At 60.5% G+C, this 20,878-nt stretch carries 20 protein-coding genes; 11 read left to right on the top strand and 9 right to left on the bottom strand.

All coding sequences use genetic code 11. The annotated features are described in order from the left end of the window. The 3 genes from tssI to FH061_RS26795 form a co-directional block, all read left to right on the top strand. A partial coding sequence (gene tssI / locus FH061_RS26805) for a type VI secretion system tip protein TssI/VgrG (RefSeq protein WP_151638897.1) occupies nucleotides 1-1,971 on the top strand: 1,971 nt, incomplete at its 5' end. Next, on the top strand, nucleotides 1,972-2,244 hold the full coding sequence (locus tag FH061_RS26800) for a hypothetical protein (RefSeq protein WP_151638896.1): 273 nt from the start codon (nucleotides 1,972-1,974) through the stop codon (nucleotides 2,242-2,244). Between the two features lie 64 nt (nucleotides 2,245-2,308). Then, nucleotides 2,309-2,659 (top strand): DUF2489 domain-containing protein, encoded by a 351-nt coding sequence (locus FH061_RS26795; RefSeq protein ID WP_151638895.1) that lies wholly within the window; start codon nucleotides 2,309-2,311, stop codon nucleotides 2,657-2,659. A 392-nt stretch (nucleotides 2,660-3,051) separates the two neighbouring features. Here the strand turns inward: FH061_RS26795 and dxs are convergent, their stop codons facing one another. The 3 genes from dxs to FH061_RS26780 are packed head-to-tail and all read right to left on the bottom strand — an operon-like array spanning nucleotide 3,052 to nucleotide 6,078. Continuing rightward, complete coding sequence (gene dxs / locus FH061_RS26790) at nucleotides 3,052-4,920, bottom strand: 1-deoxy-D-xylulose-5-phosphate synthase (RefSeq protein WP_151638894.1); 1,869 nt, start codon at nucleotides 4,918-4,920, stop codon at nucleotides 3,052-3,054. 1 nt (nucleotide 4,921) lies between these two features. Next, nucleotides 4,922-5,818, bottom strand: a complete 897-nt coding sequence (locus tag FH061_RS26785; protein WP_225984908.1) for a polyprenyl synthetase family protein — start codon at nucleotides 5,816-5,818, stop codon at nucleotides 4,922-4,924. Next, complete coding sequence (locus tag FH061_RS26780; RefSeq protein ID WP_151638893.1) at nucleotides 5,815-6,078, bottom strand: exodeoxyribonuclease VII small subunit; 264 nt, start codon at nucleotides 6,076-6,078, stop codon at nucleotides 5,815-5,817. The genes FH061_RS26785 and FH061_RS26780 overlap by 4 nt, the downstream gene beginning before the upstream one ends. A gap of 418 nt (nucleotides 6,079-6,496) precedes the next feature. On the opposite strand from FH061_RS26780, the gene FH061_RS26775 reads away from it, so the two are divergent. From FH061_RS26775 to FH061_RS26765, 3 genes are all read left to right on the top strand, one after another. Next, on the top strand, nucleotides 6,497-7,597 hold the full coding sequence (locus tag FH061_RS26775) for an aromatic ring-hydroxylating oxygenase subunit alpha (protein ID WP_151638892.1): 1,101 nt from the start codon (nucleotides 6,497-6,499) through the stop codon (nucleotides 7,595-7,597). 226 nt (nucleotides 7,598-7,823) lie between these two features. Then, nucleotides 7,824-8,759, top strand: a complete 936-nt coding sequence (locus tag FH061_RS26770; protein WP_151638891.1) for a DMT family transporter — start codon at nucleotides 7,824-7,826, stop codon at nucleotides 8,757-8,759. A 13-nt stretch (nucleotides 8,760-8,772) separates the two neighbouring features. Beyond that, entirely contained in the window at nucleotides 8,773-9,627 is an 855-nt protein-coding gene (locus FH061_RS26765; RefSeq protein ID WP_151638890.1) for a sulfurtransferase, read from the top strand. Nucleotides 9,628-9,709: 82 nt separating this feature from the next. Here FH061_RS26765 and FH061_RS26760 read toward each other — a convergent pair whose 3' ends face one another. From FH061_RS26760 to polA, 3 genes are all read right to left on the bottom strand, one after another. Continuing rightward, nucleotides 9,710-10,492, bottom strand: a complete 783-nt coding sequence (locus FH061_RS26760; RefSeq protein WP_404822517.1) for a ZIP family metal transporter — start codon at nucleotides 10,490-10,492, stop codon at nucleotides 9,710-9,712. Nucleotides 10,493-10,680: 188 nt separating this feature from the next. Then, nucleotides 10,681-11,565, bottom strand: coding sequence for a dienelactone hydrolase family protein (locus FH061_RS26755; protein WP_151638889.1), 885 nt, complete (start codon nucleotides 11,563-11,565; stop codon nucleotides 10,681-10,683). Nucleotides 11,566-11,682: 117 nt separating this feature from the next. After that, nucleotides 11,683-14,433, bottom strand: a complete 2,751-nt coding sequence (gene polA / locus FH061_RS26750; protein WP_151638888.1) for a DNA polymerase I — start codon at nucleotides 14,431-14,433, stop codon at nucleotides 11,683-11,685. Between polA and FH061_RS26745 the strand changes: the two genes are divergently transcribed. The 5 genes from FH061_RS26745 (at nucleotide 14,434) to FH061_RS26725 (ending at nucleotide 18,823) form a co-directional block, all read left to right on the top strand. Continuing rightward, the gene (locus FH061_RS26745) at nucleotides 14,434-15,171 is read left to right on the top strand and encodes an LOG family protein (protein ID WP_151638887.1); all 738 of its coding nucleotides are present in this window, start codon (nucleotides 14,434-14,436) and stop codon (nucleotides 15,169-15,171) included. A 105-nt stretch (nucleotides 15,172-15,276) separates the two neighbouring features. Next, the gene (locus tag FH061_RS26740) at nucleotides 15,277-15,714 is read left to right on the top strand and encodes a DUF2782 domain-containing protein (RefSeq protein ID WP_151638886.1); all 438 of its coding nucleotides are present in this window, start codon (nucleotides 15,277-15,279) and stop codon (nucleotides 15,712-15,714) included. Nucleotides 15,715-15,749: 35 nt separating this feature from the next. Next, entirely contained in the window at nucleotides 15,750-16,706 is a 957-nt protein-coding gene (locus FH061_RS26735; RefSeq protein WP_151638885.1) for a homoserine kinase, read from the top strand. Nucleotides 16,707-16,708: 2 nt separating this feature from the next. After that, complete coding sequence (locus FH061_RS26730; RefSeq protein WP_151638884.1) at nucleotides 16,709-17,488, top strand: BPSS1780 family membrane protein; 780 nt, start codon at nucleotides 16,709-16,711, stop codon at nucleotides 17,486-17,488. A 108-nt stretch (nucleotides 17,489-17,596) separates the two neighbouring features. Then, nucleotides 17,597-18,823 (top strand): HD-GYP domain-containing protein, encoded by a 1,227-nt coding sequence (locus tag FH061_RS26725; protein ID WP_151638883.1) that lies wholly within the window; start codon nucleotides 17,597-17,599, stop codon nucleotides 18,821-18,823. Nucleotides 18,824-19,163: 340 nt separating this feature from the next. Here FH061_RS26725 and FH061_RS26720 read toward each other — a convergent pair whose 3' ends face one another. The 3 genes from FH061_RS26720 to FH061_RS26710 all read right to left on the bottom strand — a co-directional run bounded on the left by FH061_RS26720 (nucleotide 19,164) and on the right by FH061_RS26710 (nucleotide 20,820). Continuing rightward, on the bottom strand, nucleotides 19,164-19,373 hold the full coding sequence (locus tag FH061_RS26720) for a cold-shock protein (RefSeq protein ID WP_151638882.1): 210 nt from the start codon (nucleotides 19,371-19,373) through the stop codon (nucleotides 19,164-19,166). Between the two features lie 288 nt (nucleotides 19,374-19,661). Further along, on the bottom strand, nucleotides 19,662-19,922 hold the full coding sequence (gene infA / locus FH061_RS26715) for a translation initiation factor IF-1 (RefSeq protein WP_151638881.1): 261 nt from the start codon (nucleotides 19,920-19,922) through the stop codon (nucleotides 19,662-19,664). 625 nt (nucleotides 19,923-20,547) lie between these two features. After that, nucleotides 20,548-20,820 carry a DUF1488 family protein gene (locus FH061_RS26710; protein WP_151638880.1) on the bottom strand — a complete coding sequence of 91 codons (273 nt, stop codon included), beginning with the start codon at nucleotides 20,818-20,820 and terminating at the stop codon, nucleotides 20,548-20,550. Nucleotides 20,821-20,878 lie beyond the last annotated feature (58 nt).

Genomic DNA, 20,878 nt, shown 5'->3' with positions numbered 1-20,878 from the left:
AGCGACGACTCCTGCAACGCCGCCTTCTGCCCGCCGCACCAGCATCATGCGAAGGTCGAGTTCAACGGCGGCCACCGCACCCACCGGCGCGGCGGCATCACCCAGCTCAGCGCCCAGCGTAGCCTGCAGTCCTCGCGCGTGGCGCTCAACACCTTCGACTTCAAGGCGCCGTCGGCGCCACAATATGTCGAGCAGCCCACGCTGGCCAGGCAGGGCGACGTGCCGCAACTGGAAGTGTTCGACGGCAACCCCGCCTTCATGTACCGCAACGTCGGCGAAGGCGCGCGCGAAGCCAGGCAGCGCATGGAAGTGCTGGAATGGCAGGCCAAGCTGTTCGGCGGCGCCTCGGACTGCCGCAGCCTGAGCCCGGGCCGGACCTTCCAGCTCACCGAGCACCACTGGTTCGACGGCCACGATGACACCGACGCCGACTTCCTGGTGGTATCGGTGAGCATCGACGCCCGGAACAACCATGCCGACCGCGGCAATGCGCCGGTGTATGCCAACAGCTTCAGCTGCATCCGCCGCAAGATCCCGTACCGGCCGCAGCGCCGGCACAAGAAGCCGCGCATGCCGGGCCCGCAGACGGCCACGGTGGTCGGGCCCAAGGGGCAGGAAATCCACACCGACCCGCACGGGCGCATCAAGGTGCAGTTTCCCTGGGACCGCTACGGGCGGCACGATGAACGCAGCTCCTGCTGGATCCGGGTGTCGCAGCCCTGGGCCGGCGCAGGCTGGGGGACGGTGGCGATCCCGCGCATCGGCCAGGAAGTTGTCATCGACTATCTCGAAGGCGACCCGGACCGGCCGCTGTGCACCGGCAGGCTGTACAACAGTGCGCAGCCGCTGCCGTACGCATTGCCGGGCGCGGCGCACGTGATGGGCTTCAAGAGCCGTTCGACGCCTGGCGGAGGCGGTTTCTGCGAGATGGTGATCCATGACAGGAAGGGCCAGGAGCTGATCAACATCCACTCGCAGAAGGACATGGTGACCACGGTGCAGCATACGCAGGCCACGGTGGTGAACGGTCCGCACCAGACGAATACGGTGACGAACGGCTTCCAGGTGACGAAGGTGAAGAAGCGGGTGGAGCTGGAGTCGCAGACGGAGTGTATTCATCTGAAGGCGGCGACGAAGATTGTGCTGGAGGTGGGGGCGAGCCGGATCGAGATGGAGGCGAACGGGAAGATCACGATACGGGGCTTGCATGTGGATGTGATCGGGACCAGTCGGATTGATCTGAATACCAATACAGGTATTGGGGCAGTTCAACCAGCGAAGGCACCTGGACAGGAAGTCGGAAAGCATGGGCAAGCGGCGGTCGGCTCCAGTGAATGGAAGGCTGAACGGCAGCAGGCGCAAGCCTTGCAGCAACCGATTATTGCGCCGGACGACTTAATTGGCGGTCCGCTCAAGTTAGGCGCGAAAGGAATTGCGGTTAGTGCTGGCGCGGTGATGGGGGCGATGAAGAGTATTGGGGCCAAGGAAAGCAGTGTATTGTTGAGGGGTGGGGCAAAGAGCGCAGTTGAAGCTGAAATTGTACGTATTGGACAGGAGGGGCATGCACTTATACGCCATGGTGGAGCAGTAACTGACCATCAATTGTTTAAACGTGCAACAACTGGAATTGCGCCTGATGGTTCGTCAGTTATCAAAAATGGTCAAATTGTAATACCTCCATCTTCAACAGCATTTAATTCCGATGCGTTACTTGTTCAATCAGACTTGCTGATTAGAAAAAACTATCTTGATCGAGCGATAGCCCTAAGCAAACCAGGGGTGCAGCGAGTCACAATTGAGGGAGTTGACACAGGCAAGGTAATTGGTCGCGGGTTCGATCGTGTGTCATCTGTGCCTGGCGTTGTTGGTCCACTCCAGTTTCACACCAATCTATCTCGCGCTACTGCAGTCTATGATTTCGATGCAGCAGCAGGAGTCTGGCAAACAACTACTATTTATGCAGTGAAATAAATGTACGAATACATAGATCACGTCTTAGGAAATTACTTTAGTGCAGGTGCAGAACTTTCAGAAGACGAGGCAATCTCGATACTGAAAAAACACTTTGCGAGCAGTCCTGAATTTGCTCAAGGATTACGTACCGAATTGCAAAGAGCGTTAGATGATGATGATTACTCATGGCAGCATGCTCTCGCGGAGCATGATGTTCTTATTGTGGAAAACGAAGGTGAAGCACGCTCTTACGTAAAGAAAATTCTCTGGGTCCCTTTATTTACAGCGTAAGTTATTAGGGCAAAAAGGAGGAGAGCCAACGGCTACACAGTTTAAAAAGAATGATCGCCTAGCAATGAACGAATCCGAAGCGATGGCGCGTCATCGCTTGGTTGAACTGGTGCAAGCAATGTTAAATGGCGCAGAATCCTTTTTTGAAGGCGCTGTTCAGGTGCTTGCACTTAAAAATCAAGTAGGAGGTATCGCTGATAGAGACGCCGATTTTGATGTTTTTGTTGCAATCGTATCTGAGTCAAATCACTTGCCTCTTAAACAGCAGCATTCGCTTTGGTCACCTGAAGAGCTAAAGCGCCTTGAACCTGAATTTAACCGTACAGAAGAATGGGCCAGCTCATTTGCTCCTGCTGCCTGTAAAAGTCTTATCGCCCGATTCAAGGGAAATGAGACTGAAGAATCAAATCCTTGACTGGAAAACAGCTCTAATCAAATCGTTCGCAGCGACAGTGAACCAACAAACTCTTAAGGAAGCAGCAGAGCTAACGGTTTCCGTTAGCGCATAGATGTTACTTATCACGAAGAACGTCTTGCCACGCTCAATGAGGGCTATCACCCTACCTCAACAGCTACTCGCTGACTTCCGCGAAATCTATTTGAAGGAGTATGGGAGCGCCAGTGGAAAAAGCGGACAACTAGCGACAGCTTCTTTTCGGCGCAACATGACCAAACTTGATGAGGTTGAGTTGAATCGCTTTTGGCCGTAGCCAAATTTTCAGACACGGTCAAGGATCGCTAGTACATTCAGTTGCAAAGCGTCCTAATGTCAGCAATGAAAAACAGTTAGCTGCGCCGTCCCACCCCTCAGTTGTTCACCACCAGCCGCGGCTCGCCCTTGCTGCCGAAGCGATTGCGGATCGACTCCGCAATCCCCTTCGCATCCAGCCCGCACATCGCCAGCAGCTGCCCCGCATCGCCGTGATCGATGAACTTGTCCGGCAGGCCCAGGTGCAGGATGGGCTTGACGATGCCGGCTTCGGCCAGCGCTTCGGCGACGGCCGAACCGGCGCCGCCCATGAGCGCGCCCTCTTCCACCGTGACCAATGCCTCATGCGTGGCCGCCAGCTGCTTGACCAGTTCCACATCGAGCGGCTTGACGAAGCGCATGTTTGCCAGCGTGGCATCAAGCTCCTCTGCAGCCGCCAGACCGGGTGCGACCATGGTGCCGAAGGCGAGAATGGCAATGCCCTTGCCTTCGCGCCGCACCTCGCCCTTGCCGAGAGGCAGCGTGGTCAGCTGCTTGTCGAGCGCGGCGCCGATACCGGAACCGCGCGGATAGCGCACCGATGCCGGGCCCGGATAGTGATAGGCGGTGGAAAGCATCTGGCGGCATTCGTTTTCATCCGACGCTGCCATGATCACCATGTTGGGGATGCAGCGAAGATACGGAATGTCGTAATTGCCGGCGTGCGTCGCGCCATCGGCGCCGACCAGGCCGGAGCGGTCGAGCGCAAAGGTCACGTCCAGATTCTGCAGAGCGACGTCGTGAATGAGCTGGTCGTAGGCGCGCTGCAGGAAGGTGGAGTAAATCGCCACCACCGGCTTCATGCTTTCGCAGGCGAGTCCGGCGGCGAAAGTCACGGCATGCTGCTCGGCGATGCCGACGTCGTAGTAGCGGTTCGGGAAGCGCTGCTCGAATTGCACCATGCCGGAGCCTTCGCGCATCGCCGGCGTAATGCCGATCAGACGCTCATCCTGCGCCGCCATGTCGCACAGCCAGTCGCCGAAAACCTGGGTGTAGGTAACCTTGCTCGCCGCCGCAGGCTTGATGCCTTCGGCGGGATTGAACTTGCCGGGGCCGTGGTAGAGCACGGGATCGGCCTCGGCCAGCTTGTAGCCCTGGCCCTTGCGGGTGACCACGTGCAGGAATTGCGGGCCTTTCAGGTTTTTCAGGTTTTGCAGCGTCGGCACCAGCGAATCGAGATCATGGCCGTCGATCGGGCCGATGTAATTGAAGCCGAATTCCTCGAACATCGTTGCCGGCACCACCATGCCCTTCGCATGCTCTTCCAGGCGCTTGGCTAGTTCCAGCATCGGCGCCGGCAGCACGGTCTTGCCGACATTCTTCGCCGCCGCATAGAACTTGCCCGACATCAGGCGGGCGAGATAGCGGTTGAGCGCGCCGACCGGCGGCGAGATCGACATGTCGTTGTCGTTGAGGATGACCAGCAGGTTGATGTCGTTGTAGACGCCGGCATTGTTGAGCGCCTCGAAGGCCATGCCGGCCGTCATTGCGCCGTCGCCGATGACGGCGATCGCATGGCGGTTCTCGCCCTTGGTCTTGGCGGCCATGGCCATGCCGAGCGCCGCCGAGATCGAGGTGGAGGAATGCGCGGTGCCGAAGGTATCGAACTGGCTCTCGTCGCGCCGCGGGAAGCCGGAAATGCCGTTCTGCTGGCGCAGCGTATGCATGCGGTCGCGGCGGCCGGTCAGGATCTTGTGCGGATAGGTCTGGTGGCCGACATCCCATACGATGCGGTCTTCCGGCGTATTGAAGACGTAGTGCAACGCAATGGTGAGCTCGACCGTGCCGAGGTTGGACGACAGGTGTCCGCCGGTCTTCGAGACCGAATCCAGCACGAAGGCGCGCAGCTGGTCCGCGAGCGGCTTGAGCTGCCCCCGGGAGAGTTTGCGCAGGTCCGCGGGTCCGTCAATATTCTTCAACAAGTCCATACTAGGCTTTCCGTTGCACGATCAGATCAGCGATTTCGCGTAGCCGACGTGCCTTTTCTCCGAACGGCACGAGCGCACGATGCGCATCATTCCGCAGTGTCTCCGCCAGCGCTTTCGATTCCTCCAGGCCGAGGATCGATACATAGGTCGGTTTGTTGTCCGCCGCATCCTTGCCGGCGGTCTTGCCCAGGGTCGCCGAATCGGCGGTCGCATCCAGAACGTCGTCCACCACCTGGAACGCCAGGCCGGTTGCACGGGCATAGGTATCGAGCGCCGCGCTTTCGGCCGGTGTCAGCGACTTGCCCGCCAGCGCGCCCAGCAGCACCGAGGCATGCAGCAGGGCGCCGGTCTTGAGCTGGTGCATGCGCTCCAGTTCAGCCAGCGACAAGGCCTTGCCGATGCTGGCCAGATCGATCGCCTGGCCGCCGCACATGCCGGCCGAGCCCGACGCCCGCGCCAGCAGGCGGAACATCGCCAGCCTGCGCGCGGCATCGCCAGCGCCTTCGGACAGGATGATGAAGGCCTGCGACTGCAGGGCATCGCCGACCAGCAGGGCGGTAGCCTCGTCGTACCTGACATGAACGGTCGGCTTTCCGCGCCGCAAGGCGTCGTCATCCATGCATGGCATGTCGTCATGGACCAGCGAATACGCATGGATCATTTCCACCGCTGCCGCCGCACGCGCCAGCAGATCGGCATCGGCGTCGAACAGGTCGCCGGCCGCAAATACCAGCAGCGGGCGCACCCGCTTGCCGCCGTCGAGTACCGCATAGCGCATCGCCTCGTGCAGGCGCTCCGGCACCTCGGCAGCTGCCGGAAGGAAGGACGACAGCGCATCTTCCATGGTCGACTGGACGTGTTTCATCCAGTCGGCAAAGGCGAGACCGGCGACGTTCATTCGTCGTCCTCGTCATCTTCGCTCTCGCCGTCGACAGCGAACGGCTTGAGCATCTCGCCTTCCAGCACCTTGACCTGGTGATCGACCTTGTCCAGCTGCCCGGAGCAGAACTTGACCAGTTCCGAACCGCGCTTGTATGCCGTGACCGACGCTTCCAGCGGCAGCTCCCCGGCTTCCATCTGGGCAACGAGCTGTTCCAGCTCCGCCATGGCCGCTTCGAACGACGCCGGTTCGCCGGAAGGCACTGTTTTCTTTGACATAGTGGACAATCTTGATAAGTAGCCCGGTATTTTAAAACAAAGGGCCTCATGCAGTTGAGAAGCAGAAACCGCAAAACCTGCAAAAGCTGTCTGCTATTCGGACTTTTTATGCGCAGAATCAAGCGCAATTGAAGAATTTGCAATACCACTGCCAAAAAGAAGTAAGATGAGCGTCTCTTTGCATGGTGCTCCGCCGCTACCGCGACCGGAATCCCTTACCGGACCTCTCAACCACTATCCGACATGGCGCAGCGCCTTTTTATCCCTCTTCCCCGCGACGGACCCGCGACAGTCTGCTAAGCAATTGTCTGGGGTATAATCCCCGGTTCTGTCCAAAATTTCCGTTTCATCTTATTTGATCCTGGTTTTTGCGGATTCTTTCTCTCTTAGGTTGGTGCAAATTAATTTGGGGGTGGGGATGTCCGATCTGGCTACTGTCGCCAAGCTCGCGCGATCCAACGCGCAACTTCCCGTAAACGTCTATTTCGGCGACGCGCTGTTACAGCAGGAAATTCAACAACTTTTTCATAAGGGTCCGCGCTACGCCGGTCATGAACTTCAGGTGCCGAATGTCGGCGACTATGCCACGCTGCCCTGGGAAAACGAAGGCCGCATGCTGGTGCGCAATGCGCATGGCATCGAACTGCTTTCCAACGTCTGCCGCCATCGCCAGGCCAAGATGTTCGACGGTCGCGGCAATGCGAGCAACATCGTCTGCCCGCTGCATCGCTGGACTTACGATCTCAAGGGTGAACTGATCGGCGCGCCGCATTTCGGCGAAACGCCGTGCATGAACCTGTCCCGCACGCCGCTGCAGAACTGGAACGGATTGCTGTTCGAGCAGAACGGTGTCAACGTCGCGCAGATCATGTCGAAGCTGGGCGTGACGAAAGACCTCGATTTCAGCGGATACATGCTCGACCATGTCGAAGTGCACGACTGCGATTACAACTGGAAGACCTTCATCGAGGTCTATCTGGAGGATTATCACGTCGAGCCCTTCCATCCCGGGCTGGGCAGCTTCGTCACCTGCGACGACCTGCGCTGGGAGTTCGGCGAGCACTACAGCGTGCAGACGGTGGGGGTCAATCATGCACTGTCCAAGTTCGGCACGCCGAAGTACAGGAAATGGCAGGAGCAGGTGCTGCAGTTCCGCAACGGCGAACCGCCGCCCTATGGCGCGATCTGGCTGACGCTGTATCCCAACATCATGGTCGAGTGGTATCCGCATGTGCTGGTGGTGTCCACCGTCTGGCCGAACGGACCGCAGAAGACGCGCAATGTCGTCGAGTTCTACTATCCGGAAGAGATCGTGCTGTTCGAGCGCGATTTCATCGCGGCGGAGCGCGACGCCTACATGGAAACCTGCATCGAGGATGACGAGATCGGCATGCGCATGGACGCCGGCCGCCGCATCCTGCTGGAGCGCGGCGTCAATGAAGTCGGACCCTACCAGTCGCCGATGGAAGACGGCATGCAGCATTTCCACGAGTGGTACCGCAGCCGCATCGCGGTATAGGGCCTGTTCACAGCATCAGTCGGCAGGAAACGGGCGGCACCGCGAGGCGCCGCCCGTTTTCCATTGACGGGCATTGGCGGCATCAGCGGCATTGAGGGCCCTCGTTCGGTCGACACCGTGACACCGTATGCGCCCCCTGCCCGCCTCTGCAAATCGGCGTATCATCGAAAGCTTTTCAATCGCCCCGATGCCGGCTGTCGGGCTCATTCGTCTCCCCCTCCGTTTTATGCAATCACTCTGGATGCTGGTCGCCACCTTCATGTTTTCCATCATGGGGGTCTGCGTCAAGATCGCATCGGACATGTATTCCGTTTCCGAAATCGTTATGTATCGCGGCCTGGTCGGCGCGGTTTTTCTGGGCATCCTCATCGTCATGCGCGGCGGCAGCTTCAGGACGACACTGGTCTGGCACCATGTATGGCGCGGCCTGATCGGCGTCGTTTCGCTGTGGCTGTGGTTCTGGTCGATCGGCAAGCTGCCGCTGGCAACCGGCATGACGCTCAATTACATGTCGCCGATCTGGATCGCGGCCATCCTGTTTGCGGCCGGCTGGTGGCGCGGGCAATCCCGCTTCGAGCCGGGGCTGACCGTTGCCATTCTCTGCAGTTTCGCCGGCGTCACCATGCTGCTGCAACCGGCCTTTCATGCCGACCAGTGGCAGGCCGCGCTGGCCGGACTGGCCTCGGGACTGATTTCGGCCATCGCCTATCTGCAGGTGCGCAGGCTGGGACTGCTCGGCGAGCCGGAGTACCGGGTGGTGTTCTATTTCTCCCTTACCGGCATGCTGGCAGGATTGGCCGGCACCTTCATCGACGGCGAAGGACTGCGGGCGCTTTCGGTGAGCAGCCACGGCACGAAAGGATTGCTTCTCCTGCTGGCCATCGGCATCAGCGCGATGTTCGCACAGATGGCGATGACGCGCGCCTACCGTCTCGGCAAGACCCTGGTCACCGCCAACTTGCAATACACCGGCATCGTCTTTTCCAGCGCCTGGGGCATCGTGCTGTGGGGCGATGCATTGAGCCTGCTCGCCTGGTGCGGCATTGCCGTCATTCTCGGCAGCGGCCTGGCGGCAACCTATTACAATACGCGGGGCGCTTCCGTGCCGGCTGCCAAGGCCAAGGTCACCGAAGCCAACGACCCGATTGCGACTGAAGTGTAGAGGAGAACCTTCCATGCCCTATACCACCCTGATTGCCGCGGAAGATCTGGCCAGGCATTACCAGGACCCGAACTGGGTCGTCATCGATTGCCGCCATGATCTGATGAACCCGGCCGCCGGCCAGCAGGCCTATGCCGGCGGTCACATTCCGCTGGCGCAGCATGCCAATCTGGATACCGATCTGTCCGACAAGAGTCCGGGCGCCAACGGCGAGTTCCGCGGCCGCCATCCCTTGCCGGAGACCAGGACCTTTGTGGAAACCCTGCGCCGCTGGGGCGTCAATCACGGTTCGCAGGTGGTTGTGTATGACGCGCAGGGCGCAATGTTCGCCGCCCGCCTGTGGTGGATGCTGCGCTGGGTCGGACATGAAGCGGCGGCGGTGCTCGACGGCGGCCTGCAGTCCTGGCAGGCGCTCGGCCTGCCCCTCTCGATTGCGGCCGAAACACGTCCGCGCGGCAATATCGAACCGCATGCCTCGCTGGTCCGCACGGTCGATGTGAACGATGTGCTGGCCAACCTGCAACGTCCGGCGCGCACGGTCATCGATGCGCGCGCGCCCGACCGTTTCCGCGGCGAGAATGAAACCATCGACCCGGTCGGCGGCCATATTCCCGGAGCGAAGAACCGCTTCTTCAAGGACAACCTGCATACCGATGGACGCTTCAAGTCGCCGGAGCAGTTGCGTGCGGATTTCGGGCCGCTCATCGATGCGCCGCAGAACGCCATCATGCAGTGCGGCTCCGGCGCGACCGCCTGCCACAATCTGCTGGCGCTTGAAATTGCGGGCATGCCGGGAGCGGCCCTGTATCCGGGCTCCTGGAGCGAATGGTGCGCCGACCCGGCAAGGCCGGTGGCGCGCGGGGAATAAACCAGATAAAGCAAGCCGGGCCTGACGGCTTGCCGTAGCATGTTTCGCCGATGGTTGAATCGGCGAAACATGCGGCGCCGGTTCAGTGCGCGTGGCTTTGGCCGGTGAGGAACAGGACGATGCCCACGCCCACCGCGATCAGCACGATCTGGGGAATGGTTTCCCTGAGCGTCGCCCGGCGCTGCATCTGCGGCATCAGGTCGCTCACCGCGATGTAGATGAAGCCGGAAGACGCAAATACCAGCACATACGGAATCCAGCCGGTCGCGCGCTCCAGCATGACATAGCCGAACACGCCGCCGATCACCGCCATCAGGCTGCAGATCAGGTTGTAGACATAGGCCCGGGTGCGGCTGAAGCCGGCGTTGAGCAGCACGATGAAGTCGCCGATTTCCTGCGGGATTTCATGGGCGATGATGGCCACGCCGGTGATGATGCCCAGACTGGGATCGGCCAGGAAGGCGGCTGCGATCAGGATGCCGTCGGTAAAATTGTGCAGGCCGTCGCCGACCAGGATCATCCATCCCGCCTTGCCGGCTTCATGCGCATCATGCCCGTGTTCATGGCCGTGGCCGTCGCCCTCGTAATGATGGGAATGGCGCAGGATCGCGAATTTTTCCAGCAGGAAGAAACCGAGCAGGCCGCCGAGCAGCGTGGCGAACAAGGCATGGGTATCGGCGTCGGACTCGAAAGCTTCGGGCAAGGCATGCAGCAGCGAAGTCGACAGCAGGATGCCGACCGACAGGCTGACCATGCGCTCCACGACCTTGGAAAGCAGTGAAAAGGAAAAAATCGCCGCAGCGGAAATGCTGATGACGCCGGCGATGGTGGTGGCCAGCAGGATGGAAAGAAGCGCGGAATCGATTTTATGCCCCGTCGAAATGTGCAACAAAGTTGCAAATTAAAGCACAGACGGCGAATTTCGGCAAACGGACAGGCTAAATATCCTGCCGATAGCCGAAAAAATCCCGGCGCATGGCCGGGATTTTTCAGCGCGATGTCGAAGCGACCGGGGGAAAGGACCGGCGCAAGGACCAGCGCAAGGTCCAGCGTTCAGGCCACGCCATGCGTCTTGAACCACTCCGTGCAGCGCTTCCAGCCTTCCTTCGCATCCGCCTCGACGAAGCTGGGACGGTAGTCGGCATGGAAGGCATGGCCGGAATTGGGAAACACCACGAATTCCGACTTGCTGCCGCCCTTGGCCAGTTCCGCCTTCATCTTCTCGACGGTATCGAGCGGAATGCCGGCATCCTTGCCGCCGTACAGGCCGAGCACCGGGGCTTTGAGCGAAGCGGCGATATCGACCGGATGCGCCGGAGCCAGTTCGGTCTTGTCCCCCACCAGGCGGCCATACCAGGCGACGCCGGCCTTGACCTTGGGATTGTGCGCGGCATACAGCCAGGTGATGCGGCCGCCCCAGCAGAAGCCGGTGATGCCCAGCTTGTCGGTATTGCCGCCGTTGTCCTTCGCATAGGCCACCAGCGCGTCGAGGTCGCCCATCACTTGCGCATCCGGCACCTTGGAAATGATGTCCTTCTGCAGTTCGGGAATGGAGGTGTATGTCGTCGGGTTACCCTGGCGGATGAACAGGTCGGGCGCCAGCGCCAGGTAGCCGAGCTTGGCGAAGCGCCGCGCGACGTCGGCGATATGCTCGTGCACGCCGAAAATTTCGGAAATCACCAGCACCACCGGCAGATTGCTCTTGCCTTCCGGCTGCGCGCGGTAGACCGATACTTTCTGGCCTTTGACGGTGATGCTGACCTCGCCCGCGGTCAGGCCGGCGGTGTCGGTCTTCACCACGTTCTGCGCCGAGACCGGCAGCACGGCGGCGGCAAATCCCGTACCCAGCGCGGTCTTCAGGAAACCGCGGCGGTCGACGCCGTCGGACAAGGAGGTTTTTGCTACCAGACTATCGAAATCCTCTTTGAAATTCTGCATTGCCCATTCTCCGATTATTCATTGTTGTCATGGCGGCGGACGCCGCCCTGGTTCCCTGCACTGCATTACTGCATCACTGCATTTCACTGCTTATCCCTGCACCGGGGCGCACCGGCATCAATGCGCCTCGTCCCAGTTCTTGCCGATGCCGACTTCGGCGATCAGCGGCACCTTCAATTCGGCCACGCCGCGCATCAGTTCCGGCACCTGCTGCCGGATAGTCGACAACTCGCTTTCCGGCACTTCCAGCACCAGTTCGTCATGCACCTGCATGATCATCTTCGATTGCAGGCGCTCGTTCTCCAGCCACTGCTGCACCGCGATCATCGACAGCTTGATCAGGTCGGCCGCCGTGCCTTGCATCGGCGCATTGATCGCCGCGCGTTCGGCCGCCTGGCGGCGCGGGCCGTTGGGAGAATTGATTTCGGCCAGCCACAGGCGGCGTCCGAACACCGTCTCGACAAAGCCGTGGGCCTTGGCCTGGGTGCGGGTTTCGGCCATGTACTGGGCCACGCCCGGATAGCGCTGGAAATACTTGTCGATGTACATCTGCGCGGCCGATCGCTCGATGCCCAGATTGCTGGCGAGTCCGAATGCGCTCATGCCGTAGATCAGGCCGAAGTTGATGACCTTCGCATAGCGGCGCTGTTCGCTGCTGACCTCCGCCGGCGCGACGCCGAAGATTTCTGAAGCGGTCGCGCGGTGCACGTCCTCGCCCTCGGAGAAGGAACGCAGCAGGCTGGCATCGCCGGAGATGTGCGCCATGATGCGCAGCTCGATCTGGGAATAGTCGGCCGACACGATCACGCTGCCTTCCGGCGCGACGAAGGCTTCGCGGATGCGCCGGCCCTCCGCATTGCGCACCGGGATGTTCTGCAGGTTGGGCTCGTTGGAAGCGAGGCGGCCGGTGACCGCGACCGCCTGCGCATAGTTGGTATGCACGCGGCCGGTATTGGGATCGACCATCTTCGGCAGCTTGTCGGTATAGGTCGACTTGAGCTTGGACAGGCCGCGGTAGTCGAGCAGGATCTTCGGCAGCGGATAATTCTCGGCCAGCTTCTGCAGCACTTCCTCGTCGGTCGACGGCGTGCCCGACGGCGTCTTCTTCACCACCGGCAGCTGCAGGCGCTCGAAAAAGATTTCACCGATCTGCTTCGGAGAATTCAGATTGAAGGGCTGGCCCGCCAGTTCGTAGGCCTGCTTTTCCATTTCCAGCATGCGCAGGCCGAGATCATGCGACTGCCTGGCGAGCCTGTCGGTGTCGATCAGCACGCCGTTGCGCTCGATCTTCTGCAGCACCACGGAAGTCGGCACCTCGATCTTTTCATAGATGAACTTCAAGCCGTCATTCTTCGCCACATGCGGCCACATGACCTGATGCAGCTGCAGCGTGATGTCGGCGTCCTCCGCCGCGTACTCGGTGGCGCGGTCGATGCTCACCTGGTCGAAGCCGATCTGCGATGCGCCCTTGCCGCACACTTCCTCATAGCTGATGGTCTTGCGGTTCAGATGGCGCAGCGCGAGGCTGTCCATGTCATGGCTCTTGTGCGACTCGAACACATACGACTCGAGCAGCGTGTCGTGCACGATGCCGCGCACCGTGATGCCGTAGTTGGCAAAGATATGGCTGTCGTATTTCAGATGCTGGCCGACCTTGGGCCTGGACGCGTTCTCCAGCCAGGGCTTGAGCCTGGCGAGCACCGCGTCGCGCGCCAGCTGCTCGGGCGCATCCTGGTAGCGGTGCGCGACCGGGATATAGGCGGCGATGCCCGGCGTGCAGCAGAGCGAAATGCCCACCAGCTGCGCCTGCATCGCATTGAGCGAGGTGGTCTCGGTATCGACCGCGGTCAGCTCGGCGGCGTTGATGGTCTCGAGCCAGCGGTCGAGCTGGGCTTCGGTCAGCACCGTCTCGTATTCCCTGACGGCGGGCGCCGCGGGCGCCTCAAGCAGGCTGCCCTGCGCATCGGACTGCTCGGGCGACGCGGTGGGACGCCCTCCCGCGGTCGGATCGCCGGTGAGTTCGCGCAGCCAGGTCTTGAAGCCGTAGCGCTTGAAGAACTCGATCATGGCGTCATTGTCGACCGGCCTCGCTACCAGCGATTCCGGAATCGATACCATGTGCTTGGCGAGGTCGCAATCGGTGCGAATGGTGATCAGCTTGCGTCCGGTAGGCAGCCAGTCGAGGGCCTTGCGCAGGTTTTCGCCGACGGCGCCGCCGATATCGTTGGCCTGGGCAATGATGTTGTCGAGCGAGCCGTACTGGGTCAGCCACTTGACGGCGGTCTTGGGACCGACCTTGGCCACGCCGGGCACGTTGTCGACGGTGTCGCCGACCAGCGTCAGGTAGTCGACAATGCGCTCGGGCGGCACGCCGAACTTGGCGATCACGCCGTCGCGGTCGAACTTTTCGTTGCTCATGGTATTGATCAGCGTGACATGGTCGTTGACCAGCTGCGCCATGTCCTTGTCGCCGGTGGAGATCACGGCTTGCATGCCGTGCTCGACCGCCTGCGCGGCCAGCGTGCCGATGACATCATCGGCTTCCACGCCTTCGACGCTCAGGATAGGCCAGCCGAGCGCGCGCACCGCTTCATAGATGGGTTCCACCTGGCGCGCCAGGTCTTCCGGCATCGACGGCCGCTGGGCCTTGTAGTCGGCATAGAGTTCATCGCGGAAAGTCTTGCCTTTTGCGTCGAAAACACAGGCCATGTATCCTGCGGCGTAATCATTGCGCAGCCGGCGCAGCATGTTGATCATGCCGTAGATGGCGCCGGTGGGCGCGCCTTCCGGATTGCGCAAATCGGGCATCGCGTGGAATGCGCGGTACAGATAGCTTGATCCATCCACTAACAACAGGGTTTTATTCATATGGTGTCAAAGGGAAAAAACGTACCGCGCCTGCGGCAGGTGGCTGACATTTCACGCGCCACCGAAAAGAAGGCGCGCGAGTCGTGGCATATGCTCACGATTATGGCAGAGTTTATCGAGTCGACCGAAAGGCTGGCCGAGCTGCGTCCGGCGGTCTCGCTTTTCGGCTCGGCGCGCACTCCCGTCGACCATCCGGACTACCTGAAAGCCATCGATATCGCGCGCCGCCTTTCCGATGCCGGTCTGGCGGTCATTTCCGGCGGCGGGCCCGGCATCATGGAAGCCGCCAACAAGGGCGCTTTCGAAGGCGCATCGTCGTCGGTGGGGTTGAATATCCAGCTGCCGCGCGAACAGAAGAGCAATGCCTGGCAGGATATTTCCATCAGCTTCCGCCATTTCTTCGCGCGCAAGGTTGCCTTCGTCAAATATGCGGATGCCTATGTGGTGCTGCCCGGCGGCTTCGGCACGCTCGACGAATTGACCGAAGTCTTAACCTTGATCCAGACCGGCACCTCGCGCCGCATTCCTGTAATACTGGTTGGGACGGCGTTCTGGAAAGGCTTGCTGGACTGGTTCCGCAGCGCTCTTCTTGCCAACGGCATGATCGAGGCCAAGGATCTGGATCTGCTGCAGGTGATCGACGAACCGGCCAACATCGTCGATGCCATTTTTGCATTTTATGAAGCCAGGGAAGATCTGCTGTCGACGCAAAGCAAGGAACCGGGTGCCTATTTGTAACTTCAGGTGCGAAGCCTGGAGTGGGCTTTGTTAAAATGTTGCAGTCGGGCGAGAGCGGGCTGTTTCCGCCGCGCCTGCCGGCATCTTCACCAATCGACAACTATTATGCGCACACTCAAGGCCTGGCCGATGTTTGCGGCCTGCATCGCGGCCGCACTACCCCTGGCATCATCGGCTCAGCAATCCGGCAATACCGCTCCGCCGCCGCCGCAACTGGAAAGGCTGGAGGAAGGCGAAGAACCCGCCGTCACCATCCGCCAGCCCGATCAGCAGCGTGCCCGCACCGTGGAAAAGCGCGCCCCCGGCGGCAAGGTGACGGAAGTGCAAGTCACCAGCGGCAAGAGCACCTATGTGCTCAAGGCGAACGACTCTTCCGGCAGCGCCCTGCCCGGCGATGCCCAGGGCAGCTTCCTGCGCGCACCGCAATGGGAAGTGCTGGAGTTCGACCTGAGCCGCTCGAAGGAAGCCAGGGAAGCCGAAGCGGCGCAAGCGGCCCAGGTTCCTCCGCCGCCCGCGCCCGCAGCCGCACCGGCCGCCAAGTAAGCATCCCTATTCAGAACCCACATTACATTTCGCTCATGGCAGTATTCACCCCGGTCAGCCTTGATGACCTTACCGACTGGATGCCCCAGTTCAATCTTGGCAAACCCCTCGCAATCAAGGGCATTTCCTCCGGCATCGAGAACACCAATTTCTTCCTGACCACCGAGAAGGGCGAATACGTACTGACCATTTTCGAAAAGCTGACCTTCGCCCAGCTGCCGTTCTACCTGCACCTGATGCGCCATCTGGCCGAGCGCGGCGTGCTGGTGCCGGCGCCGGTCGCCAACCACGCGGGCGAGATCATTCACTCCCTGCACGGCAAGCCGGCATCCATCGTGACCAAGCTGGAAGGCAGTTCACAGCTCGATCCGCGCCCGGTGCACTGCGCGGCGGTCGGCGCGATGCTGGCGAAGATGCATCTCGCCGGCCGGGATTTCCACATCCGCCAGCCCAATCTGCGCGGCCTGGACTGGTGGCGAATGACCACGCCGACGGTGCTGCCCTACCTGTCGGAAGACAACCGGCATCTGCTGCGGGCCGAGCTGCATGCGCAGGAAGCCTTTGCCGCTTCGACAACCTACCGCGAGCTGCCGCACGGGCCGGTGCATGCGGACCTGTTCCGCAACAACGTGATGTTTGACGGCGAGCGCCTCACCGGCTTCTTCGATTTCTATTTCGCCGGCTGCGACACCTGGATCTTCGACGTCGCTGTCACCGTCAACGACTGGTGCATCGATCTCGACAGCGGCGCCCTCGACCATGCGCGGGTGCGCGCCCTGCTCGATGCCTATCATGCGGTGCGCCCGTTCACCGCCGCCGAACAGGAAGCATGGCGGCCGATGCTGCAGGCCGGCGCCCTGCGTTTCTGGCTGTCGCGCCTGTACGATTTCCACATGCCGCGCGAAGCGGAGATGCTGACGCCGCACGATCCGACGCATTTCGAGCGGATACTGCGCCAGCGCATTGATAACCCGGTTCCGGAACTGTTCTGAACATGGAAAAACTGCCCGCAAACGCCGGCTGGCTCTGGGTCAAGCAGGGCTTCGCCTTGTTCCGCAAGCAGCCGGCCGAAATGTCGACGCTGTTTCTCGCCTACATGTTCCTGATGGTGGTGGTCGGCATTCTGCCGCTCCTGGGCCAGATCCTCCCGATGGTGCTGATCCCGGTGTTTTCCATGGCCTTCATGCAGGCCTGCGTGCAGGTCGAAGACGGCAAGAAGGTCTACCCCAACCTGCTGCTGGCGGGTTTTCGTTCGCCCGCCTTCCTGTCACTGGTCAAGCTCGGCTTTCTCTACCTGATCGCCGCGGTGGCCGCCATCGCGGCATCGGCGCTGATCGACGGCGGCGTGTTCTGGCAGGTCATGAGCAGCAACAAGGCGATGGATGCGGAAACCATCCGCAATTCCAACATGTCGCTCGGCATGATGTTGTCGGCGCTGGTGTACACGCCGGCGGCCATGGCCTTCTGGTATGCGGCGCCGCTGATTGCATGGCAGAAGATGGGCATCGGCAAGGCGATCTTCTACAGCTTCTTCGCCGTCAAGCGCGCCGGCAAGGCCTTCCTGGTGTATGGACTGGCCTGGCTGCTGATCGGTGTGCTGGTGCCGGTCATCGTGAGCAGCATCGTTGCACTGCTGATTTCCAAGCCCTTCGTCGTGATGCTGGTGCTGCTGCCGCTGTCGCTGATGCTGACGGTGGTCATGTACTGCTCGTTCTATCCCACTTACACGACGGTGTTCGGGCGGCCCGAATCCCTGCCCGCACCGCGCGGCTGACAATTTCCGGTAATAGGCGCGCGGCCGCCATGCGGCGGCGTTCCAAGGTTATACTCGTTGCTTGCTGCAAAGCCACATTCATTCAGTCGGTAATACAGGGGGAGTCCGATGATCAAGAAAATCGGCGTGCGCGAACTGCGGGTTGGCATGTTCATCCATGATCTCAGCTGTCACTGGATGGACCATCCCTTCGTTCGCAGCCGCCTGCTCCTGACGTCCGAAGACGAAATCCGCAAGATCATCGACGCCGGCATCCACGAGGTGTATATCGACACCAGCAAGGGTCTGGATGCCGCGCATGCACCGACCGCCGAAGAAGCCCGCCAGGTGCTGGAGAAGGAAATGGTCGACATCGCCCGCCGCGAACCAGCGCCGGTGATTCGCATTTCCGTCGCCGATGAACTGGCCCGCGCGGCGCAAGTCAAGAATCAGGCACATCAGCTGGTACGCACCGTCATGCACGATGCCCGCCTCGGCAAGGCGATCGAACTCGACCAGGTCGAGCCGGTGGTGCAGAACATCACCGAGTCCATCCTGCGCAATCCCGGCGCACTGACCGGACTGCTGCGCATCAAGAACAAGGACGACTATACCTTCCTGCATTCGGTCAGCGTCTGCACCCTGCTGGTAGCCTTCTGCCGCTCCGCCGGCATGGATGCGGAATCGACGCGCCAGGCCGGACTCGGTGGACTTCTGCACGATACCGGCAAGGCGCTGGTGCCCGATGAAGTGCTCAACAAGCCTGGCCGGCTGACCGATGCGGAATTCGACATCATCCGCCGCCATCCGAAGGACGGCTACGACATATTGCTGAAAACGCCCGGCGTCGGCGAGATCCCGCTCGATATCACCCTGCATCATCACGAGCGCATGGACGGCAGCGGCTATCCCGACAAGCTGCCGGGGGAGCAAATCAGCACGATGGCGCAGATGGCGGCCATCGTCGACGTGTATGACGCGATCACCGCCGACCGCTGCTACCACAAGGGCCTGCCGGCGGCCGAAGCCCTGCGCAAGATCTTCGAATGGAGCAAGTTCCATTTCAATCCGCAGCAAGTGCAAAGCTTCATGCGCTGCGTCGGCATCTATCCGGTCGGCACACTCGTCCTGCTGGAATCGGGGCGGCTCGGCGTGGTCACCGAACCGCATGAAACCAACCTGCTGTCGCCCAAGGTGAATGTGTTCTTCAGCACCAAGTCCAATACCTATATCAAGCCGGTGCAGGTCGACCTGTCCAAGCCGCTGGGAATGGGTGGCGGCGACAAGATCCAGAGCTACCAGTCGGCGGAAAAGTGGCGCGTCGATCCGATGAAGTTCTTTGTGCTGCCCGCCTGAACGGATTTCCCGGCATGCGCAGCGGCCGATGCATCCACGAGCGCAGCGGCACGCTGACCGACATATTGTCCGGCCAGAAATGAAAAAAGCCCGCCGAGGCGAGCCCTGAACTACTACCGGCATTAACGCTTTTCAATCCGCGACCCGTGCTATCTGCATGGTGTCGCTGGATTGAACCCGGAGCCCGTGCTATCTGCATGGTGCCCCACTCTTTGCATTATTGCCGGATTGGTTTCGGATGGAGGTCGGTCAGGAAAACCGACGTCCAATCAATTGCAGCACCTGCGTGCCGCATCTGTTCTTTGCATGCGCTTCTTTGCATGCGCAGCAGTGCGAAAACTTAGATGACGCGGATGTTGCTCGCCTTTTCACCCTTCGGACCGGTGCTGCGCTCGAACGAGACGCGCTGGTTCTCGCTCAGGCTTTTGAAGCCGTTCGACTGGATGTCCTGGAAATGGGCAAACAGATCGCCGCCGCCGTTGTCCGGTGTGATGAAGCCGAAGCCCTTGGCGTCGTTGAACCATTTTACTGTGCCGGATTGAGTACTCATTTGTTTGCTTCCTTTGGAAAATTCTGAAAATAAGGGCATATCACCCAGGATGGGCCTGAGATCAAGAAAGACTACCGAAGGAAATCAAACGGGAATGGCTCGGCAAAGAGCAATACGGGAAAGAGACCAACAACAACGACTTGATACAAGCATGAAACCCACTATACAGACCAAACCTGAAATGTCCTAACGATACTTTGCTTATTTTCGTATCGTGCTTGCGTACAGGGAATGTTCACGTAATGACGGCCTTGACGTGGACAGCCCTATAGCGGGTGTATTGCGCTATCAGCGGCGGCGCTGATAGCCTGAGGGCGCAGGACCGCGCTTTTCAAGATGGCGGAAGGTAATCCGTCCCTTGCTCAGATCATAAGGCGACATTTCGATCGACACCTTGTCGCCGGCCAGTATGCGTATGTGATGCTGGCGCATTTTCCCCGAGGTATAGGCAATAAGCTTGTGGCCGTTTTCCAGGTCCACGCGAAAGCGCGAATCCGGCAGGACCTCGGTGACTTGGCCCATCATTTCCAGCAGATCTTCTTTAGACATTGAGTTTTCCAGTATCGTATTGCGCCTGCAGTGACATAGCGTTGAGATCGCGGGCGCGGCGCGCGGATCGGCACACTTACGGACATGCAAGCGACAGCGTGAATGGCCAGCACATCACTTGCCCGTCGCGTGCGACGAACTGTGCCGGAGCGTATCAACCGCCGTTGAAAGGCAGCGATGATGCAGTAACGAACGATGAAGGCGGTCGGATCATGCCGGGGTCGGTGCGACTCCATGCATGGCCGAAGGACGGGAAGAGGCGGGATATGAGGAACAAGAACCTGACTCTGACCAAACGGGCAATCTGCCATCGGACAGGCAAACTATATCACAGGCGGGGCGATCAGCCCGAAAGCCTTTTTATTCCGCAACGTCCGGCGCGGGCTTTGTCCCGTTCGATATCGGCACAAGAACACGCACGCGCGCGGCGCGCGGTCCATGCTGAGAGCGGTTTCACACTGGCCTGCCTGCCGCCCCGGACAGATTGGCACTGGCACTGCGTTGTGACTCCTTGCCGTAGCACCGCTACGACGCGTCGTCGCGTCTAGCCCTGCAACGCCTACGGCGCCTTCGCACTCCCGAATCAAGTGTGAGCAGGCCCTGGTCCAGTCAAGCCGAAAACGTTCTAGCGCGGCGGTCCTGCGAATGTATTGCGGCTCAGCACCAGCGGTGTGCCCTGCACTCCCGCGGCGACAAGGCGTCTTGCCACGCCGTTGATCTTGCCTTCAAACGCATGGAATACCTCCATCATGCCGACCGTGGAAGCGTCGGCATTCTTTGACGACAGCTGCTGCAATGCCTCTTCCTTGATCAGGCATTCGCGCTTCAGGGAATCGACGATGACGGTAAAGATCACGCCTTCGTTGGTCAGGTACGGTTCTTTGGTGGTATGGCTCATTGCATGATCCTTATGAAAATCTTATGGAAGGGAAATGCCCGGCACGCTTCAAGATGAA

The sequence above is a fragment of the Noviherbaspirillum aerium genome, from assembly GCF_008929045.1.
Lineage (GTDB): Bacteria > Pseudomonadota > Gammaproteobacteria > Burkholderiales > Burkholderiaceae_D > Noviherbaspirillum > Noviherbaspirillum aerium.
This window is presented reverse-complemented; position numbering and strand designations above follow the sequence as displayed.

Bases quoted from the DNA above. Each gene is read 5' to 3' on its own strand.
- FH061_RS26800 (WP_151638896.1), top strand. From the start codon at position 1,972: ATGTACGAATACATAGATCACGTCTTAGGAAATTACTTTAGTGCAGGT.
- FH061_RS26795 (WP_151638895.1), top strand. From the start codon at position 2,309: ATGAACGAATCCGAAGCGATGGCGCGTCATCGCTTGGTTGAACTGGTG.
- dxs (WP_151638894.1), bottom strand. From the start codon at position 4,920: ATGGACTTGTTGAAGAATATTGACGGACCCGCGGACCTGCGCAAACTC.
- FH061_RS26785 (WP_225984908.1), bottom strand. From the start codon at position 5,818: ATGAACGTCGCCGGTCTCGCCTTTGCCGACTGGATGAAACACGTCCAG.
- FH061_RS26780 (WP_151638893.1), bottom strand. From the start codon at position 6,078: ATGTCAAAGAAAACAGTGCCTTCCGGCGAACCGGCGTCGTTCGAAGCG.
- FH061_RS26775 (WP_151638892.1), top strand. From the start codon at position 6,497: ATGTCCGATCTGGCTACTGTCGCCAAGCTCGCGCGATCCAACGCGCAA.
- FH061_RS26770 (WP_151638891.1), top strand. From the start codon at position 7,824: ATGCAATCACTCTGGATGCTGGTCGCCACCTTCATGTTTTCCATCATG.
- FH061_RS26765 (WP_151638890.1), top strand. From the start codon at position 8,773: ATGCCCTATACCACCCTGATTGCCGCGGAAGATCTGGCCAGGCATTAC.
- FH061_RS26755 (WP_151638889.1), bottom strand. From the start codon at position 11,565: ATGCAGAATTTCAAAGAGGATTTCGATAGTCTGGTAGCAAAAACCTCC.
- polA (WP_151638888.1), bottom strand. From the start codon at position 14,433: ATGAATAAAACCCTGTTGTTAGTGGATGGATCAAGCTATCTGTACCGC.
- FH061_RS26745 (WP_151638887.1), top strand. From the start codon at position 14,434: ATGGTGTCAAAGGGAAAAAACGTACCGCGCCTGCGGCAGGTGGCTGAC.
- FH061_RS26740 (WP_151638886.1), top strand. From the start codon at position 15,277: ATGCGCACACTCAAGGCCTGGCCGATGTTTGCGGCCTGCATCGCGGCC.
- FH061_RS26735 (WP_151638885.1), top strand. From the start codon at position 15,750: ATGGCAGTATTCACCCCGGTCAGCCTTGATGACCTTACCGACTGGATG.
- FH061_RS26730 (WP_151638884.1), top strand. From the start codon at position 16,709: ATGGAAAAACTGCCCGCAAACGCCGGCTGGCTCTGGGTCAAGCAGGGC.
- FH061_RS26725 (WP_151638883.1), top strand. From the start codon at position 17,597: ATGATCAAGAAAATCGGCGTGCGCGAACTGCGGGTTGGCATGTTCATC.
- FH061_RS26720 (WP_151638882.1), bottom strand. From the start codon at position 19,373: ATGAGTACTCAATCCGGCACAGTAAAATGGTTCAACGACGCCAAGGGC.
- infA (WP_151638881.1), bottom strand. From the start codon at position 19,922: ATGTCTAAAGAAGATCTGCTGGAAATGATGGGCCAAGTCACCGAGGTC.
- FH061_RS26710 (WP_151638880.1), bottom strand. From the start codon at position 20,820: ATGAGCCATACCACCAAAGAACCGTACCTGACCAACGAAGGCGTGATC.